Source organism: Streptomyces sp. V1I1 (genome assembly GCF_030817355.1).
GTDB lineage: Bacteria > Actinomycetota > Actinomycetes > Streptomycetales > Streptomycetaceae > Streptomyces.
The window spans coordinates 2,754,997-2,772,610 of the sequence record NZ_JAUSZH010000001.1 but is presented as its reverse complement, the minus strand read 5'-3'; the positions used below and the strand labels follow the sequence as shown (position 1 = coordinate 2,772,610).

The 17,614-nt window shown below is 69.4% G+C and carries 17 protein-coding genes and 1 riboswitch; of the genes, 8 read left to right on the top strand and 9 right to left on the bottom strand.

All coding sequences use genetic code 11. From position 1 onward, the window contains the following. Positions 1–125 precede the first annotated feature (125 nt). The 7 genes from QFZ67_RS12925 (at position 126) to QFZ67_RS12895 (ending at position 6,742) form a co-directional block, all read left to right on the top strand. Positions 126–791 (top strand): sigma-70 family RNA polymerase sigma factor, encoded by a 666-nt coding sequence (locus QFZ67_RS12925; protein WP_307665828.1) that lies wholly within the window; start codon positions 126–128, stop codon positions 789–791. Then, entirely contained in the window at positions 788–1,111 is a 324-nt protein-coding gene (gene rsrA, locus QFZ67_RS12920) for a mycothiol system anti-sigma-R factor (RefSeq protein WP_307661233.1), read from the top strand. The genes QFZ67_RS12925 and rsrA overlap by 4 nt, the downstream gene beginning before the upstream one ends. A gap of 215 nt (positions 1,112–1,326) precedes the next feature. Beyond that, the gene (locus tag QFZ67_RS12915) at positions 1,327–2,721 is read left to right on the top strand and encodes an HD-GYP domain-containing protein (RefSeq protein WP_307661232.1); all 1,395 of its coding nucleotides are present in this window, start codon (positions 1,327–1,329) and stop codon (positions 2,719–2,721) included. Between the two features lie 24 nt (positions 2,722–2,745). Then, the gene (locus QFZ67_RS12910; RefSeq protein ID WP_307661231.1) at positions 2,746–4,071 is read left to right on the top strand and encodes an HD-GYP domain-containing protein; all 1,326 of its coding nucleotides are present in this window, start codon (positions 2,746–2,748) and stop codon (positions 4,069–4,071) included. Positions 4,072–4,177: 106 nt separating this feature from the next. Then, positions 4,178–5,158, top strand: a complete 981-nt coding sequence (locus tag QFZ67_RS12905) for a hypothetical protein (RefSeq protein ID WP_307665827.1) — start codon at positions 4,178–4,180, stop codon at positions 5,156–5,158. A 60-nt stretch (positions 5,159–5,218) separates the two neighbouring features. Next, positions 5,219–5,848: a peptide deformylase gene (gene def, locus QFZ67_RS12900; protein WP_307661230.1), complete on the top strand. Its 630-nt coding sequence runs from the start codon at positions 5,219–5,221 to the stop codon at positions 5,846–5,848. A gap of 156 nt (positions 5,849–6,004) precedes the next feature. Further along, positions 6,005–6,742, top strand: coding sequence for a D-Ala-D-Ala carboxypeptidase family metallohydrolase (locus QFZ67_RS12895; RefSeq protein ID WP_307661229.1), 738 nt, complete (start codon positions 6,005–6,007; stop codon positions 6,740–6,742). Positions 6,743–6,751: 9 nt separating this feature from the next. Here QFZ67_RS12895 and QFZ67_RS12890 read toward each other — a convergent pair whose 3' ends face one another. After that, the gene (locus QFZ67_RS12890; RefSeq protein ID WP_307661228.1) at positions 6,752–7,726 is read right to left on the bottom strand and encodes a GlxA family transcriptional regulator; all 975 of its coding nucleotides are present in this window, start codon (positions 7,724–7,726) and stop codon (positions 6,752–6,754) included. An 82-nt stretch (positions 7,727–7,808) separates the two neighbouring features. Here QFZ67_RS12890 and QFZ67_RS12885 point away from each other — a divergent pair, with 82 nt between their 5' ends. Beyond that, a complete protein-coding gene (locus tag QFZ67_RS12885; RefSeq protein ID WP_307661227.1) occupies positions 7,809–8,036 on the top strand; it encodes a hypothetical protein in 228 nt (75 codons plus the stop codon). 52 nt (positions 8,037–8,088) lie between these two features. Here QFZ67_RS12885 and QFZ67_RS12880 read toward each other — a convergent pair whose 3' ends face one another. The 8 genes from QFZ67_RS12880 to QFZ67_RS12845 all read right to left on the bottom strand — a co-directional run bounded on the left by QFZ67_RS12880 (position 8,089) and on the right by QFZ67_RS12845 (position 17,497). Continuing rightward, positions 8,089–9,045, bottom strand: a complete 957-nt coding sequence (locus QFZ67_RS12880) for a ribonucleotide-diphosphate reductase subunit beta (protein WP_307665826.1) — start codon at positions 9,043–9,045, stop codon at positions 8,089–8,091. Positions 9,046–9,167: 122 nt separating this feature from the next. Next, complete coding sequence (locus QFZ67_RS12875; protein ID WP_307661226.1) at positions 9,168–11,540, bottom strand: ribonucleoside-diphosphate reductase subunit alpha; 2,373 nt, start codon at positions 11,538–11,540, stop codon at positions 9,168–9,170. A 141-nt stretch (positions 11,541–11,681) separates the two neighbouring features. Beyond that, positions 11,682–11,849: riboswitch (cobalamin riboswitch) on the bottom strand. A gap of 10 nt (positions 11,850–11,859) precedes the next feature. Next, positions 11,860–12,360, bottom strand: coding sequence for a GNAT family N-acetyltransferase (locus QFZ67_RS12870; RefSeq protein WP_307661225.1), 501 nt, complete (start codon positions 12,358–12,360; stop codon positions 11,860–11,862). 19 nt (positions 12,361–12,379) lie between these two features. Further along, positions 12,380–13,048, bottom strand: a complete 669-nt coding sequence (locus QFZ67_RS12865) for a hypothetical protein (RefSeq protein ID WP_307661224.1) — start codon at positions 13,046–13,048, stop codon at positions 12,380–12,382. Between the two features lie 101 nt (positions 13,049–13,149). Beyond that, complete coding sequence (gene mctP / locus QFZ67_RS12860; RefSeq protein ID WP_307661223.1) at positions 13,150–14,775, bottom strand: monocarboxylate uptake permease MctP; 1,626 nt, start codon at positions 14,773–14,775, stop codon at positions 13,150–13,152. Then, the gene (locus QFZ67_RS12855; RefSeq protein WP_307661222.1) at positions 14,772–15,044 is read right to left on the bottom strand and encodes a DUF3311 domain-containing protein; all 273 of its coding nucleotides are present in this window, start codon (positions 15,042–15,044) and stop codon (positions 14,772–14,774) included. The genes mctP and QFZ67_RS12855 overlap by 4 nt, the downstream gene beginning before the upstream one ends. 133 nt (positions 15,045–15,177) lie before the next feature. Further along, positions 15,178–15,381, bottom strand: coding sequence for a YbdD/YjiX family protein (locus QFZ67_RS12850; protein ID WP_307661221.1), 204 nt, complete (start codon positions 15,379–15,381; stop codon positions 15,178–15,180). Next, on the bottom strand, positions 15,350–17,497 hold the full coding sequence (locus tag QFZ67_RS12845) for a carbon starvation CstA family protein (protein WP_307665825.1): 2,148 nt from the start codon (positions 17,495–17,497) through the stop codon (positions 15,350–15,352). The genes QFZ67_RS12850 and QFZ67_RS12845 overlap by 32 nt, the downstream gene beginning before the upstream one ends. Between the last annotated feature and the right edge of the window lie 117 nt (positions 17,498–17,614).

Sequence of the window (17,614 nt, the reverse complement as noted above, 5' to 3'; positions counted from 1 at the left end):
ACCTGGAGTGGACGGTGCTTTCCGCGGCCAAGACCGCCCCTGTTCAGGCGGCGGGCGGAGCGGATCGTCGTCTATCCTCCGATTCGAGCGGGTCCGCATTCGGCCTCGCCACATCGTTGGAGGAGGTGGGTCCGGTCACTGGGACCGACGCAGGGACCGACGACGGCCAGGCGGAGCAGTCCGAGGAGACGACCGTCGAGCGCAATGCCCGCTTCGAGCGGGACGCCCTCGGCTACCTCGACCAGATGTATTCGGCTGCGCTGCGCATGACGCGCAATCCGGCCGATGCCGAGGATCTTGTGCAGGAGATGTACGCCAAGGCGTACGGATCCTTCCACCAGTTCCGCGAGGGCACGAACCTCAAGGCGTGGCTGTACCGGATCCTCACGAACACTTTTATCAACTCGTACCGCAAGAAGCAGCGCGAGCCCCAGCGCAGCGCCGCCGAGGAGATCGAGGACTGGCAGCTCGCCCGCGCCGAGTCGCACATGTCGACCGGGCTGCGCTCCGCCGAGTCGCAGGCCCTCGACCACCTGCCTGACTCGGACGTCAAGGCAGCACTTCAGGCCATCCCCGAAGAGTTCCGCATCGCGGTCTATCTCGCGGACGTAGAGGGCTTTGCGTACAAGGAGATCGCGGACATCATGGGAACACCCATCGGGACGGTGATGTCCCGCCTGCACCGCGGCCGCCGTCAACTGCGCGGAATGCTGGAGGACTACGCCCGTGAGCGCGGGCTCGTCCCGGCCGGTGCGGGGGAGTCGAACGACGCGAAAGGCTCGGGCTCATGAGCTGCGGAGAGCCGCACGAGACGGACTGCTCAGAGGTCCTGGACCATCTCTATGAGTTTCTCGACCATGAGATGCCCGACGCCGACTGCACCAAGTTCGAAGTGCACTTCGAGGAGTGCTCGCCGTGCCTGGAGAAGTACGGTCTTGAGCAGGCCGTGAAGAAGCTGGTCAAGCGTTGCTGCGGCCATGACGACGTGCCCAGTGATCTGCGGGCCAAGGTCATGGGGCGCATCGACCTGATCCGGTCCGGTCAGGCCGTGCCCGACCACGACGTGACGGTCGCCGACGTGGAGCTGCCGGGCGTCGCCGCCCAGGAGTAGGCACCGGCACAGTACGTACGCACAAGGTGCGCCGCAGTTGTCGTGGCGCGCCTTTCGCGTATGCCCGCTTCACATGTGCCCGCTTCACATATACGCGCTTGCGTATACCCCGGCCTGTCACCCGTAGGTGCGAAAAGCTGACTACTCGCCGCCGCGGCACCACCAACTCGCTAGCCTGGCGCTCCATTTGAGAGAGGGCGAGAGAGGGCGGGGCAGTGAGGGCCATACCGGTGGCGGCACGCGCCTACATTTTCGGCGCGGTGCAGTGTGCTGTGGTATGCGCACTGCCCGCGGTGCGGCACGCAGCCGCGGTCCCCTGGAGCGCCGTGCTGCTGCTCGCCGGGCTCTACGCCGCGTGCGAGATGCCCGCCCGCTGCCGCTACATCGGGAAGTCCGTGCCGGTGGGCGCCGGGTCGTTCTTCCCCGTACTGCTCGCCGGGGCGTTTCTGCTGCCGCCGGCCGCGGCCGCGCTCGTCGCCGTGCCCGGCGCTCTGCTGGGCAGGGTCGACCAGCGGCCCGCGGGCGTACGGCGGATCTGGCGGGCGGCGCAGCTCGCGCTCGCGACATGGGGCGCGGCGCAAACGTATCTGCTGTTCGCCGGGGAGCCCACGCTGCGGGCGCCGGACTTCCCGTACGCGCTGCTGCCCGCCGCGGCCGGGGCGCTCGTCTTCTGTCTGGTGCTGACCGCGCTCGACGGCGGCATCCTCGCCACTGCGGAACAACTGCTCCTGCGGACCGCCTGGCGCGGGCTGCTGCTGCGATCGCTGGCGCCGCACTGTGTGCACGGCCTCGCCGGGCTGATGATGGCCGTGCTGTGGCGCAGTCCGTACGGGCCGCTGTCCGCGCTTCTCGTACTGCTGCCGATGTACATCTCCTGCTGGATCTTCGCGCAGTACCACCGGGAGCGTGCCGCGCACCAGGCGACGATCCGGGCACTGGTGCAGGCCGTCGACATCAAGGACAAGTACACCCGGGGCCACAGCGAGCGGGTCGGGCGCGCGTCCGTGCTGATCGCGCGCGAACTGAGCATGGACGAGGCGCGGCTCGAGCTGCTCCGGTTCGCCGGGATCCTGCACGACGTGGGGAAGCTCGGGGTGCCGACGCGGGTGCTGCGCAAGGACGGGCCGCTGACGCCTCAGGAGCGGCGGGTGATCGAGCTGCATCCGGAGTACGGGCACGACATGGTGCGCGGCATCGGATTTCTGGGGGAGGCGCGGGCGGCGATCCTGCACCACCACGAGCGGCTGGACGGGAGCGGGTATCCGTACGGTCTCGTGGGACGCCAGATCCCGGAGTTCGCGCGGGTGGTTGCGGTGGCGGACGCGTTCGACGCGATGACGTCGACCAGGTCGTACCGGCGGGCGCGGCCGGTGGCGGTGGCTCTGGAGGAGCTGAAGCGGTGCGCGGGGACCCAGTTCGACCCGCAGATGGTGCGGGCACTGGTGCGGGCGCTGGAGCGGCACGGGTGGGAGACGGCGGTGACGTCGGACGAGGGCCGGCGTGGGTGCGGGAGACGGTGCCGGGTCCGGCGTGGGGGCCGCCGGGCGGGGCGTACGCGGAAACGTCCCTCCGCAGCCGGACCAGGGACGTGTGACGGTGCCGGGGCGTGACGCCGGCTCTGCGGGCAGACCCGGGTGACCCCCTCGCCGGGGAACCTCGTCCGCGTCGTCTACGCCGCCGCCGCGTTGCTCACCGGCGCTGCGCTGGCCGCGACCCTGTGGCAGGGAGTGGACCAGCCCGGGAACGCCCTTGCCTTCGGGTCGTTCATCGCCGTCGGGGAGCTCGCCCGTTGGGGAGCCCTGCCCGGGGTGGGGGTACCTCCCATGCGCTTGGCGCCATGGGGGAGGGAGTCGGCGCCTCTGGGAGCCGCGGGTGCGCTCGCCTACGCGCTGCTCGGAGAGTGCGCGGGACGGCCCACCACGCACGGGGTGCTTCAGGTCGTCGCCGTCGTCGTCGCGGCCGCGCTCGCGGGGGCCGTACCGCATGTGGCGCGGGGGAGCGGCCCCGCGCTCGACCATGTGGCGCGGCGGGTGCTGACCGTCGGGTTCGCCGCCGTCTGCTTCCAGCCGCTCTACAACTCCGGTGAGCTGGAGCGCTGGGTCGGGCACGGTGCCTTTTACGCGGTGTTCCTTCTCCTGCTGCTCGTGCTGACCGCCCTCTGCGACGCCGTCCTCGCCGCCGCGATGCTGCGCGCCCGCACCCTCCCCCACAGCGCCAAGCGCATGGGAGGTACCCCCACTCCGTATGGCCCTTTCCTGCGCGACGAGCTCAGAGCCCTGCTCGGCATAGGCTCCGCGGTCTGCGCCACCGGAGCCGTGATGGCTCTCGCCGTCGCCGTCGCCGGACTCTGGGCGCTGCCCGTGTTCTGCGTGCCCCTCCTCCTCGCCCAGCTTTCCTTCCGGCGGTACGCCGCGGTCAGGACCACTTACCGGCAGACCATCGTGTCCCTCGCCCGCGCCACCGAGATCGCCGGGTACACCCAGCCGGGCCACGCCCGCAGAGTCGCCGCGCTCAGCACCGCCGTCGGGCGGGAGCTGGGCCTCTCGGGGCCCGATCTGACCGTCCTGGAGTACGCGGCGCTGATGCACGACATCGGGCAGCTGTCGCTCGTCGATCCCGTACCGGAGGGGGCCACCGCCACCCTGCCCGTCGCCGAGCAGCGGCGGATAGCGCTGCTCGGCGGGGCCGTCGTCCGCCAGACCGGCGTCCCCGCGGCCGTCGCCGTCGTGGTGGAGATGCAGGCCGACCCGTACCGCGAACAGCCGCTGCCCGCCCGGATCGTCCGGGCCGTCAACGCATACGACGATCTGGCCGGGGGAAGCGGAGGAACAGCGGGCGGGGCGCTCAGCGCACTCGAGCAGCTGCGGCTCGGCACCGGGCGCGACTACCAGCCCGAGGTGGTCGAATCCCTCGCCAGAGTCCTCGCACGAGGCGGTCTGGCCCCTGTCCCACCTGGGTAACCCATGGGTAATGAGCGAGCCTCCGACTAGGCATGGTTGGATGCGAAAGAAGGCATACAAGCATGCGTCCGGGGGCAGTGACCCGAGCGACCGGCAGGCGGGAATCGTGAGGATCTTCGGGAAGGTACGGCATCGGCCATCCGCCTCTTGGCGGCAGGCCACCGACCGCGCGTTCACGCTGATCGGCGACGGCCGGTACGAGGACGCGGGCGCACTCCTGACACGGGCGGCGGACCTCGAGCCCTGGCTCTCCGAGTCCTGGTTCAACCTGGCGCTGCTGCACAAGTTCCGGCACGACTGGGAGCAGGCGCGCGCCGCCGGCCTGCGGGCCGTCGCGCTGCTGGACAAGGAGACCGGCGCCCCCGACTGGTGGAACGTCGGGATCGCAGCCACCGCCCTGCAGGACTGGCCGCTGGCCCGTCGCTCCTGGCAGGCGTACGGACTGAAGGTGCCGGGCGCGGCCGCCGCCAATGGCGAGCCGGTCGGCATGGAGCTGGGCAGCGCCGCCGTCCGTCTCTCACCCGAGGGCGAGGCCGAGGTGGTGTGGGGCCGCAGGCTCGACCCGGCCCGGATAGAAGTGCTCTCCATCCCGCTGCCGTCCTCCGGACGCCGCTGGGGCGAGGTCGTCCTGCATGACGGCGTGCCCCATGGGGAGCGGACCACCTCCGCAGGGCCTTCGTACCCCGTCTTCGACGAGATCGAGCTCTGGGCGCCCTCGCCCGTACCCACCTGGGTGGTGCTGCTGGAGGCCGCGGCCGAGGCCGACCGGGACGCCTTGGAGCAGCTCGCCTCGGACGCCGGATTCGCCGCCGAGGACTGGTCCTCGTCGGTGCGGCTGCTGTGCCGGTCCTGTTCCGAGAGCCGGATGCCGAGTGCCGAGGGCGAGGGCGAGCACCTCGACCCGCACGACCACAGCGAGCCGGGCCATCCGGGGCCCCTCGGCCACCGCACTGCGGGCGATCTGTGGTCGCCGGAGCGCGAGTGCGGCATCGCGGCGCCCGCCGGGCTTGTCCGGGGGCTGCTGGACAGCTGGGTCGCAGACAGCCCGGACTCCCGTGAGTGGCGGGATCTCGAGGAAGTCTGCTGATCCCTGGCCGTAGGCTGTACGGGATCAGATTCGGGATTTCAGGAAGGCGCAGAAGCGGACATGGCGCAGCAGCGGACGGACGAGCAGGTGAACGACAGCTTCGTCGTCGACACGGAGGACTGCGAGGAGCGTGAGCTGGCGCACCGCGAGCGCGGTACGGCACGGCCGATCACGGTCGTCGGCAACCCGGTGCTCCACAAGGAGTGCAAGGACGTCACCGAGTTCGACGACAAGCTCGCCGCACTGATCGACGACATGTTCGCCAGCCAGAAGGCGGCGGAGGGCGTGGGCCTGGCCGCCAACCAGATCGGCGTGGACCTCAAGGTCTTCGTGTACGACTGCCCGGACGACGACGGTGTACGTCACACCGGTGTCGTCTGCAACCCGGTCCTGGAGGAGCTGCCGCCGGAGCTGCGCGTCCTCGACGACTCCAATGAGGGCTGCCTCTCGGTGCCGACGGCGTACGCCTCGCTGCCGCGCCCCGACTACGCGGTGGTGCGCGGGCAGGACGCCGAGGGCAAGCCGATCCGGGTGCGCGGCACGGGGTACTTCGCCCGCTGCCTGCAGCACGAGACGGATCATCTGTACGGCTACCTCTACATCGACCGGCTCTCCAAGCGGGACCGCAAGGACGCGCTGCGGCAGATGGAAGAGGGCACGCCGCGCTACGAGACCGTGCCGAACAGCTGAGTTCCGAGTCTGCGAAGGGCCCGCTCACGCCGAGCGGGCCCTTCGGTGTGTTCGCCGTCATTGGGTGGACAAATGATGCCGGACGAGACCCTGTTGACGCGTGTCGACCGTCCCGCCAGTCTCTGCCGTACACCGCACTCACGGTATGGAGGCCCGATGTTCCGGCACACCGCACGACTCTTGCTTTCTCTTGTCATGCTCATGGCTGCCGCCTTGGCCGGAGTCGTGGCGACGGCCGGCACCGCCCAGGCGGACGGCTGCTACACCTGGTCGCGCACGCTCTCCCAGGGCGCGTCCGGCGCCGACGTCACCGAGCTCCAGATCCGGGTCGCCGGACATCCCGGCTACGGCGGGGTGCTCGCCATCGACGGCGACTACGGCCCGGCGACCACCGCGGCCGTCAAGCGGTTCCAGTCGGCGTACGGGCTCGGCGCCGACGGCGTCGCGGGGTCCGCCACATTCTCCAAGCTCTACGCCCTCCAGGACGACGACTGCACGCCCGTCCACTTCACCTACCGGGAGCTCAACAACTGCAACAGCACCTGGGCCGGCGGTGCGGTGAGCGCCGCGACCGCCAAGTCCAATGCGCTGCGCACCATGTGGAAGCTGGAGGCCCTGCGGCACGCGCTCGGCGACCAGCCGATCACCGTCACCAGGGGCTTCCGCTCGCAGGCCTGCAACGACGCGGTCGGTGGCGCGGCGGGCAGCCGTCATCTGTACGGTGACGCGGCGGATCTGGGCGCGGGCCCGCACTCCCTGTGCAAGCTGGCCCAGCAGGCCCGCAACCACGGCTTCAACGGGATCCTGGGCCCCGGCTACCCGGGCCACCGCGACCACACGCACCTCGACCACCGCGCCAGTCGCTTCTGGTCGGCGTCGAGCTGCGGCATCTGAGCGCTCGGGTCAGGCGGCCGTGCTGGGGGCGATGGGTCCGCGGAAGGTCCTGCGGTAGGCGTTCGGGGTGGTGTCGAGCATACGGAGGAAGTGGTGGCGAAGTCCGGCCGCGTTGCCGAATCCGGCGCGGCCGGCGATCGCGTCCACCGTCTCGTCCGTCGTCTCCAGCAACTCCTGTGACAGCAGCACCCGTTGGCGCAGCAGCCAGCGGTAGGGCGTGGTCCCGGTCTCCTGCTGGAAGCGGCGGGCGAAGGTCCGCGGCGACATATGGGCCCGGGCGGCGAGCTGCTCGACGGTCATCTCGCGGTCCAGGTGCCGCTCCATCCAGGACAGGACGTCCCCGACCGTGTCGCAGGGGGTGCGCGGCAGCGGGCGCTCGATGTACTGCGCCTGGCCGCCGTCGCGGTGCGGCGGCACCACCATCCGGCGGGCGATCTGGTTGGCGACCTCGGGGCCGTGCTCCTGGCGTACGACATGGAGGCAGGCGTCGATCGCCGCGGCGGTGCCGGCCGAGGTGATCACCGCCCCCTCGTCCACGTACAGCACATCGGGGTCGACGAAGGCCCGCGGATGGCGCTGGGCCAGCGCCTGCGCGTGCCGCCAGTGGGTGGTGCAGCGGCGGCCGTCGAGCAGCCCGGCGGCGCCGAGGACGAACGCGCCGGTGCAGACGCTGAGCACCCGGGCGCCGCGATCGACGGCGCTGCGCAGTGCGGCGAGCAGCTCCTCGGGGTATTCGCGGGTGGGGTAGGAGCCGCCGGTGGGGATGGCGATGAGATCAGCGTCCGCCAGCTGTTCGAGGCCGTACGGAGTGCTGATGGTGAACCCGGCGTGGGTGGGCAGGGTGGGGCCCTCGGCGGAGACAGCCGCGAAGTCGTAGACCGGCAGGCCGTCGTCGCTGCGGTCGTAGCCGAAAACCTCGCTGAGGACGCCGAGTTCGAAGGGATGCACATCGTTCAGGAGGACGGCAGCCACATTTTTCAGCATGGAACCAGTGTGGCAGTAATTCGATTGTTTATGACAGTCCTGCCACTGATTTCTTTGGTGCGGAAGGGCGACAGTGGACGGCATGAACACATTCCTGGAGTACCTGTTCGTGATCGCCCTCTTCGCGCTGATCGCCCTTCCTTCCCTGGTCGGGTACGCGAGAGACCGTGCTGTCGACCGCCGGCTGCGTGAGGCCGAGCGTCGTCAGGCGCGGCTGCCCGAGGCGGAGCGCCGCTCCGCAAGCCCGAAGCCCAGGGCCTGGCCCCGCCCGGATTTCGGGGCGTCGTCGGTGAAGGCCCCGTGCCACTGAAACGACCGGGCGGACCCGCGAAAGGCACCCGCCCGGCCGTGTACCAGGAAGATCAGAAGTCGTCGTCGAAGCCGACCGAGCCCTCGACCGCCACCTGATAGGCGGAGGGGCGGCGCTCGAAGAAGTTCGTCAGCTCCTGGACGCCCTGCAGCTCCATGAAGGAGAAGGGATTCTCCGAGCCGTACACCGGGGCGAAGCCCAGCCGGGTCAGCCGCTGGTCGGCGACGCACTGGAGATACTCGCGCATCGACTCGGTGTTCATACCCGGCAGACCGTCGCCGCACAGATCGCGGCCGAACTGCAGCTCCGCCTCGACGGCCTCCTTCAGCATGTCCGTGACCTGCTGCTGGAGCGCGTCGTCGAAGAGCTCAGGCTCCTCCTTGCGGACCGTGTCCACGACCTCGAAGGCGAAGTTCATGTGCATGGTCTCGTCCCGGAACACCCAGTTGGTGCCGGTGGCCAGGCCGTGCAGCAGGCCGCGGGAGCGGAACCAGTACACGTACGCGAACGCGCCGTAGAAGAACAGCCCCTCGATGCAGGCCGCGAAGCAGATCAGGTTCAGCAGGAACCGGCGGCGGTCGGACTTCGACTCCAGCCGGTCGATCTTCTCGACAGAGTCCATCCACTTGAAGCAGAACTGGGCCTTCTCCCGGATCGACGGGATCTCCTCGACCGCGTCGAAGGCGGCCGCGCGGTCCTCCGGGTCGGGGAGGTAGGTGTCCAGCAGCGTCAGATAGAACTGGACGTGCACAGCCTCCTCGAAGAGCTGTCGGCTCAAGTACAGCCGCGCCTCGGGGGAGTTGATGTGCTTGTAAAGGGTGAGCACCAGGTTGTTGGAGACGATCGAGTCGCCCGTCGCGAAGAACGCGACCAGCCGGCCGATCATGTGCTGCTCGCCCGGCGAGAGCTTGGCGAGGTCGGCCACGTCGGAGTGGAGGTCGACCTCCTCGACGGTCCAGGTGTTCTTGATCGCGTCGCGGTAGCGCTCGTAGAAGTCCGGGTAGCGCATGGGGCGGAGAGTCAGCTCGAAGCCGGGGTCGAGCAGGTTTTTGTTGAGCACAGTCTTCTCGGGGACGGCCGTCGGTGCGGAGCGCCGTCCATCGGGGGTGGTGGCCGGGTGACGGGTGGGCATTACTGGCAGGCCTCGCAGGACTCGGGGTTTTCCAGGGAGCAGGCGACGGCGTCGGGGTCGGCCGCCTGCTGTACGGGGATTGGGGTCGCGGACTGAGCCGCGCGGGCGATCCGCGTCGCCGGGCGGGAGCGCAGGTAGTACGTCGTCTTGAGGCCCCGCTTCCACGCGTACGCGTACATCGAGCTGAGTTTCCCGATGGTCGGCGTCTCCAGGAACAGGTTCAGCGACTGCGACTGGTCCAGGAAGGGGGTGCGGGCGGCGGCCATGTCGATCAGGCCGCGCTGCGGGATCTCCCACGCCGTGCGGTACAGCGCGCGGACGTCGGCCGGGATCCAGCTGAAGCCCTGCACCGAGCCGCTTGACTCGCGCAGCGCCTCACGGGTCTGCGCGTCCCACACGCCGAGCTTCTTCAGCTCCTCCACCAGGTAGGCGTTGACCTGGAGGAACTCACCGCTCAGCGTCTCGCGCTTGAAGAGGTTGGAGACCTGCGGCTCGATGCACTCGTACACGCCCGCGATCGAGGCGATGGTCGCCGTCGGCGCGATGGCGAGGAGGAGGGAGTTGCGCATGCCGCTCTCGGCGACGCGGGTACGCAACGCGTCCCAGCGTTCCGGCCAGTTGAGCGCCACGTCGTAGTGGTCGGGGTGCAGCACGCCACGGGCCGCGCGGGTCTGGGACCAGGCGGGCAGCGGACCGTTGCGCTCGGCGAGGTCGCAGGACGCCTCGTACGCGGCGAGCATGATCCGCTCGGCGATCTTCGTGGAGAGCGCCTTCGCCTCGGGCGAGTCGAAGGGGAGGCGGAGCTTGAAGAAGACGTCCTGCAGGCCCATCGCGCCCAGGCCCACCGGACGCCACTTGGCGTTGGAGCGGCCGGCCTGCTCGGTCGGGTAGAAGTTGATGTCGACGACCCGGTCGAGGAAAGTCACAGCGGTACGGACGGTCTCGTCCAGCCGCTCCCAGTCGATGTCTCCCGACGCCAGCACGAACGAACCGAGGTTGACCGAGCCGAGGTTGCAGACGGCCGTCTCCCCGTCGTCCGTCACCTCCAGGATCTCGGTGCACAGGTTCGAGGAGTGGACGACCTTGCCCGGCTCGGCGGTCTGGTTCGCCGTGCGGTTGGAGGCGTCCTTGAAGGTCATCCAGCCGTTGCCGGTCTGGGCGAGCGTACGCATCATCCGGCCGTACAACTCCCGCGCGGGGATGGTCTTGCGCGCGAGTCCCCCGGCCTCCGCCTTGCGGTACGCCGCGTCGAACTCGTCGCCCCACAGGTCGACCAGGTCCGGCACATCGGCGGGTGAGAACAGCGACCACTGGGCGTCGGCCTCGACGCGCCGCATGAACTCGTCCGGGATCCAGTGCGCGAGGTTGAGGTTGTGCGTACGCCGCGCGTCCTCACCGGTGTTGTCGCGCAGCTCCAGGAACTCCTCGATGTCCGCGTGCCAGGTCTCCAGGTAGATCGCGGCGGCGCCCTTGCGCCGGCCGCCCTGGTTCACGGCGGCGACCGAGGCGTCGAGGGTCTTCAGGAACGGCACGATGCCGTTGGAGTGGCCGTTGGTGCCGCGGATCAGTGAACCGCGGGCGCGGATGCGGGAGTACGAGAGGCCGATGCCGCCCGCGTGCTTGGAGAGCCGCGCGACCTGGTGGTAGCGGTCGTAGATCGAGTCGAGCTCGTCCAGCGGGGAGTCCAGCAGATAGCAGGAGGACATCTGCGGGTGGCGGGTGCCGGAGTTGAAGAGCGTCGGCGACGACGGGAGGTAGTCCAGGCGGCTCATCAGCCCGTACAGCGCCGCGACTTCGTCCAGGGCGCGAGCAGAGGTGTCCTCGGCTAGGCCGGAGGCGACGCGCAGCATGAAGTGCTGCGGGGTCTCGATCACCTGACGGGTGATGGGGTGCCGGAGCAGATAGCGGCTGTAGAGGGTGCGCAGCCCGAAGTAGCCGAAACGGTCGTCGGCGTCCTGGTCGATCAGCGCGTCGAGACGGGCGGCGTGCAGCGTGACGAACTCGGCCGTGCGGTCGGCGATCAGGCCCTCGCGGTGCCCCACCGCGACCGACGCGGAGAAGGCCACCGCGCCCTGTCCGGCGGCCTCGTCCGCGATATGACGGGTCAGCAGGCGGGCGGCGAGCCGGGAGTAGGCCGGGTCCTCGGAGATCAGCCCCGCGGCGGCGTCGGTGGCGAGGCTGCGCAACTCGGCCGCGTCCGACCGGGCGTTGCGGCCGCGCAGCGCGGCGGCGGCGACGCGCCCCGGGTCGGTGTCCGGCAGGTGGGCGGTGAGATCGGTCAGGGTCCGCAGAAGCGCGGTCCCTGGGCCGTCGGTCTCCTCGGCAGCGTGCTCTGCGATGCCTGAAGCCGGATCGGCTGGCGCGATGGTCACGTGGTGCTCTCCCTCGCTCGGCTCTGGGCCGACGGGGGAGGGGGCGGGCCGCGGAGGCGTACGTACCCGGAAAGGGCAGCACACCGCACGGCGTCCACCGACCCAACCGCGAGGCCCGGACGTCTCGGCACCCGGTTCGGTCGAGCCGGATGCACCGTCGGCAGGTCTTCGGACTGGTGGGGTGCGACAAAGCACACCACAGCACACCGTTGCGGGACAGTTCCGGATTCGCACCGGATTCCCCTGCGGCGACAGCGAGCATGAGCATACATGTGGGGGCGGGGAGTTGCCGCACCCACCACATGTTGTGTCGGGGCGGCTACAGCTCCAACGCGTAAGTCAGCAGGGTGACCCCGAGAATGGGCCCCCAGTCTCGCTCGGGTGTTCGGATGAAGCCCATCCGCTCGTAGATCCGGTGGGCCGCTAGCATGCTGCGCTGCGTCGACAGCACGAGCCGCCTGCACCCCTCGACGCTCCGGGCGCGCTCGACACACGCCCGCACAAGGGCCTCGCCGACACCGCGCCCACGGGCCTGCTCGGCGACGGCGAGCATCCGGAACTCGGCCTCGTCGGAGCGGGCGACATCGGCCCACGCCCCGCCGCCCGAGACAAAGGTCACGCCACCGAGCAGGCGGCCGCGACCGTCGACGGCGACGAGCACCTCGGCCTCGGTGGCCCGCCGCGCCACATCCCGCAGCACAGGCAGATACGAATCGTCCTCGCCGAAGTCCAGCAGCCCGTCGCCCAGATAGGCCTGGGCGGTGATCTCGCCCAGCTCGGTGCACTCCTCCGGCCGCACTGCCCTGATGGTGATGTCCATGGGCGCAGTGTGGACCGGGTCAGCCGCTCACGCCCACCTCATTGTTGGGGGCGCCGTCGCCGGCCGGGGGCAGGTCGCCGCGCTCGACGGGCGTCTGTCCGCCGATGTCCTCGGCCTGGGGCAGGACCTCGTCCAGTTCGCGGTCGTCGGCGAGATGGGCCGCCTCGGCGGCCTCGCGCAGGACGTCGCGCTCCACCTGAGTGCCGGCGCTGATCTGGATCCGCAGCCCGTTCTCCGTACGGACGTATTCATGGCCGCTGTCCGAGGTGCGGTACCAGCCCTTGCCGTCCTTCGCGCAGGGTGCGCCGGCCGGGCCGGCCGCGCCCGTGGCCGAACCCATCGGGAGTTCGGCGCAGTTCGCCTCGTCCACCTCGCCCCGGTCGACCAAGAGCGTGATCTGCCCGCCGGTCTTCGAGACGTACGTGGCCGAGAAGCCGTCGCCGCCGATGACGCCCACGGACTGCCGCGCCAGCTCGAAGCCGTCGGACCGCGTCACATACACATGCTCGGGCAGGGTCTGAAGCGCTCGGGCGCGTGCCTCGAGCGCGGACCGCTCGGGCACGCGACCGCTGGTGCTCCCCGTACCGTCGCCGCCCCGCGTGCCGCTGTCGCCCGCCATCTCCGTACCGCAGCCGGCAAGGGCGAGGGACAGCAGCACAAGCAGCGACAAACGCGAACCACGTCTCATGCGCACATTCTTTCGGAGGTACGGCGAGGGCCGCCGCGCTTTCCCGTGGGAAGCGCGGCGGCCCTCGACCGGTGAGGCCCGGTGACCGGGTCGGTGCCGGCTCAGTGACCGGCGCCCGCGGTGGCCTTCGGCAGCTCCACCTGCACGCCCGGGTCGCCCGCGTCCGCCGTGTAGTCCGACGGGCTCGTCTCGTCGATGCCCTCCGGCGCCTTCGCCGCCCGCAGTACGAACGTCAGGACCACGGTGACCACCACGTTCAGCACGAACGCCGTCAGGCCGATGTAGCCGATCTCGCCGATGCCCGGGATCTCTGCCGACGAGCCGCCGAAGTGCTTCTGGGTCGGGCTCGCCACTCCGTACGCGGCCGCCGTGCCGTAGATCATGCCGACCGCCCAGCCCGCCAGCAGCGCCCAGCGGTGGAACCAGCGCGTGAACAGGCCGCCCACCAGTGCCGGCAGTGTCTGGAGGATCCAGATGCCGCCAAGAAGCTGGAAGTTGATCGCCACCGTCTTGTCCATCGTCAGGACGAAGACCAGCGCGCCCACCTTCACCAGCAGCGAGACCAGCTTGGAGACCTTCGTCTCCTGCGCGGGCGTCGCGTCCGGCTTGATGAAGTCCTTGTAGATGTTCCGCGTGAACAGATTCGCCGCCGCGATCGACATGATCGCCGCCGGCACAAGCGCGCCGATGCCGATCGCCGCGAAGGCGACACCCGCGAACCAGTCCGGGAACATGGTCTCGAACAGCTGCGGAATGGCCAGTTGCCCGTTCTGCACCTTGATGCCCGCCGCGATCGCCATGAAGCCGAGCAGCGCCAGCAGACCCAGCATCAGCGAATACAGCGGCAGGATCGTGGTGTTGCGGCGGATCACGTCACGGCTGCGCGAAGAGAGCGTCGCCGTGATCGAGTGCGGGTACATGAAGAGCGCGAGCGCCGAGCCCAGCGCCAGCGTGGCGTAGCCCCATTGTCCCATCTCGGCCGGCACCAGTGCGCCACGCGGCTTGTCCGTCACCGGGTTGATCTGCGCGAACGCGTCGCCCGCCTTCGCGAAGATGTCGTCGAAGCCGCCCAGCTTGATCGGGATGTAGATGATCGCCACCGTGATGACGAGGTAGATCAGCGTGTCCTTGACGAAGGCGATCAGCGCCGGAGCCCGCAGCCCGGAGGAGTACGTGTACGCCGCCAGCACGCCGAAGGCGATCAGCAGCGGCAGGTCCTTGATGAACCAGTTGGTGTTCTCGCCGCCGCCGACGCCCATCACGTCGAGCACCGCCTGGATGCCCACCAGTTGCAGCGCGATGTACGGCATCGTCGCCAGGATGCCGGTGACCGCGACCGCCAGCGAAAGGCCCTTCGAGCCGAAGCGCCCGCGGACGAAGTCCGAGGTGGTCACATACCCGTGCTTGTGCGACACCGACCACAGCCGCGGCAGGAAGGTGAAGATCAGCGGGTAGACGAGGATCGTGTACGGGACGGCGAAGAAGCCCGCCGCGCCCGCCGCGTAGATGGCGGCCGGGACGGCCACGAAGGTGTACGCGGTGTACAGGTCGCCGCCGAGCAGGAACCAGGTGACCCAGGTGCCGAACGACCGGCCGCCAAGACCCCATTCGTCGAGGCTGTCGCTCTCGGCCCGGCGCCAGCGCGAGGCCAGGAAGCCCATGACCGTTACGGCCAGGAAGAAGAAGATGAAAACGGCGAGTGCGACGCCGTTCACGCCGTCCTTCACTGCGACGCACCCCCCTTGCGGGCGCGCTGGTCGCGCTGCCACAGCTTGTAAGCGATCATGGTGAGCGCGGTGGAGATCAGCACCCAGAGCATCTGGTACCAGTAGAAGAACGGAATGCCGATGAAGGCCGGCTCGACCTTCGCGTACGAACCGACCCACAGCATCGCCACGAACGGCGCGAAGAGGCAGAGGGCGACGACCACGCGCACCGGCGTGATCAGCGGTTGTTTCTCGTCAGGCACTTCCGTCACTTCTGTCACTTCGGACATACGGCGGCTCCGATTCCTCACGCATCACCTTTGCAACGCGCAGGAAATCTAGGCCAGGGTTTCGCGTAGCGTCACCCCCCGTCCGCATATCGGTACGGCAACGACTTCGGGTTCACCCGCCCTGAACAGCACCTCAGCAGCAGCGGAACCCTGTACCGGGGTCCGACTCCTGACGGTCCGTACGCATACGCTCGAATTCCCGCCGGGACGGCACGGACACGGACGGATCGTGCGAACGCGCATGCGCGACATACCTCTCGTACGCCGACTCGTCCAGCAATTCCCGTACGTACCACCGCACCGCGCTAGCGGCCCGCAGCAGCCCGCTCCGAAGCATCCCGCACCCCCTCCGCCTTCTCCTCCTTGGTCGCCCACAGCCCGGCCGGAGCGGTCAACTTCGACTCCACGAACGGCGCTTCGTCCAGCGTCGCCAACGCCGGATTGCGTACGGCCTTCACACACACCCGGGCCGCGTCCACGACCACCACCACGATCAGCAGCGCCAGCACCGCCGAAAGAACGCCGTCCACCGTGGAGTTGGTGACGATGGTGTGCATGTCTTCCATGGACTTGGCGGGCGGCAGCAACTTGTCCGCGTCAACGGCGTCCTGGTAGCGCTCGCGCTGGGTGAAGAAGCCGACGCGGGGATCGCCGGAGAACATCTTCTGCCAGCTCGCCGTCAGCGTCACCGTGACGTCCCAGGCGAGCGGAATCCCGGTGATCCAGGCCCACTTGAGCCGTCCCGACTTCACCAGCAGCGTGGTGCAGACGGCGAGCGCGACCGCCGCGAGCAGCTGGTTGGAGATGCCGAAGATCGGGAAGAGCTGGTTGATCCCGCCGAGCGGCTCATGTACGCCGACCCAGAGGAAGTACCCCCACAGCGCCACCACGACGGCGCTGGTGACGACGATGCCCGGCTTCCAGCTGACGTTGCGGAAGGGCTTATAGACGTTGCCGAGCATGTCCTGGAGCATGAACCGGCCCACCCTGGTGCCCGCGTCCAGCGCGGTCAGGATGAACAGCGCCTCGAACATGATCGCGAAGTGGTACCAGAAGGCCTTCATCCCACTGCCGCCCACGACCTGGGAGAATATCTCCGAGACGCCGACGGCGAGGGTGGGCGCACCGCCCGTCCGCGACAGCAGTGACTGCTCCTCCACCGCCTCGGCAGCCTTCGCCAAATCGCTCGGAGAGATCGTGTATCCGAGGTTCGCGACCGCCTGCGACGCCGACTGGACGCTGTCGCCGATGACGCCGGCCGGCGCGTTCATCGCGAAGTAGAGCCCCGGGTCGATGATGCAGGCCGCCACCAGCGCCATGACCGCCACGAACGACTCCATCAGCATGGAGCCGTAGCCGATCATCCGGATCTGCGTCTCCTTCTGGATCATCTTCGGGGTGGTGCCCGAGGCGATCAGCGAATGGAACCCGGAGAGCGCGCCGCACGCGATGGTGATGAAGACGAACGGGAACAGCGAGCCCGCGAACACCGGCCCGTCACCCCGGCCCGCGAAGTCCGTCACCGCGTCCATCCGCATGTCGGGCATGGCGATGACGACGCCGAGCGCCAGCAGCCCGATCGTCCCGATCTTCATGAAGGTGGAGAGATAGTCGCGTGGCGCGAGCAGCATCCACACCGGGAGTACGGAGGCGATGAATCCGTACGCCACCATCCACAGCACCAGCGTCGAGGGCGCAAGCGTGAAGGTCTCGGCGAGCGAGGACTCGGCGACCCAGCGGCCCGCCACGATCGAGAGCAGCAGCAGCGCGACGCCGATCAGGGTGACCTCGCTGACCCGGCCGGGCCGCAGAACGCGCAGATAGAAGCCCATCAGCAGCGCGATGGGGATGGTCATGCCGATGGAGAAGGTGCCCCAGGGGGAGCGGGCCAGGGCGTTGACGATGACCAGCGCCAGCACGCCCAGCAGGATGATCATGATCATGAACGCGGCGAGCAGGGCCGCTGCCCCGCCGAACGGACCGATCTCGTCCCGTGCCATCTGGCCCAGCGACTTGCCGTTGCGCCGGGTGGAGAAGAAGAGCACCACCATGTCCTGCACGGCGCCCGCGAAGATGACGCCGACGATGATCCAGATGGTGCCGGGCAAGTACCCCATCTGCGCGGCCAGTACGGGTCCGACCAGCGGGCCCGCTCCCGCGATGGCCGCGAAGTGGTGCCCGAGCAGGACCCGCCGGTCGGTGGGGTGGAAGTCGATGCCGTTGTCGAGCCGTTCGGCCGGGGTGGCCCTGGTCCTGTCGACCTTCAGCACCCGGTTGACGATGAAGCGCGAGTAGAAGCGGTAGCCGATCGCGTACGAGCCGAGGGCGGCGGCGACCATCCAGGCGGCCGACACCTCCTCGCCGCGCGAGAGGGCCAGTACGGTCCAGCCGGCCGCGCCCACCAGCGCGACGAGCGTCCAGATGACGATGGTTCGTGGATTCGTGGTGCGCACCGGGTCGTCCTCCCGTCCCATGAGATGACGGGAGGACGGTAGAGCAGGAATGTGACCTGCGCTACACCATGTGCGGTACGAGATGTCAGCCGAGCCGCGTCAGTCCTGCGGCCCCGG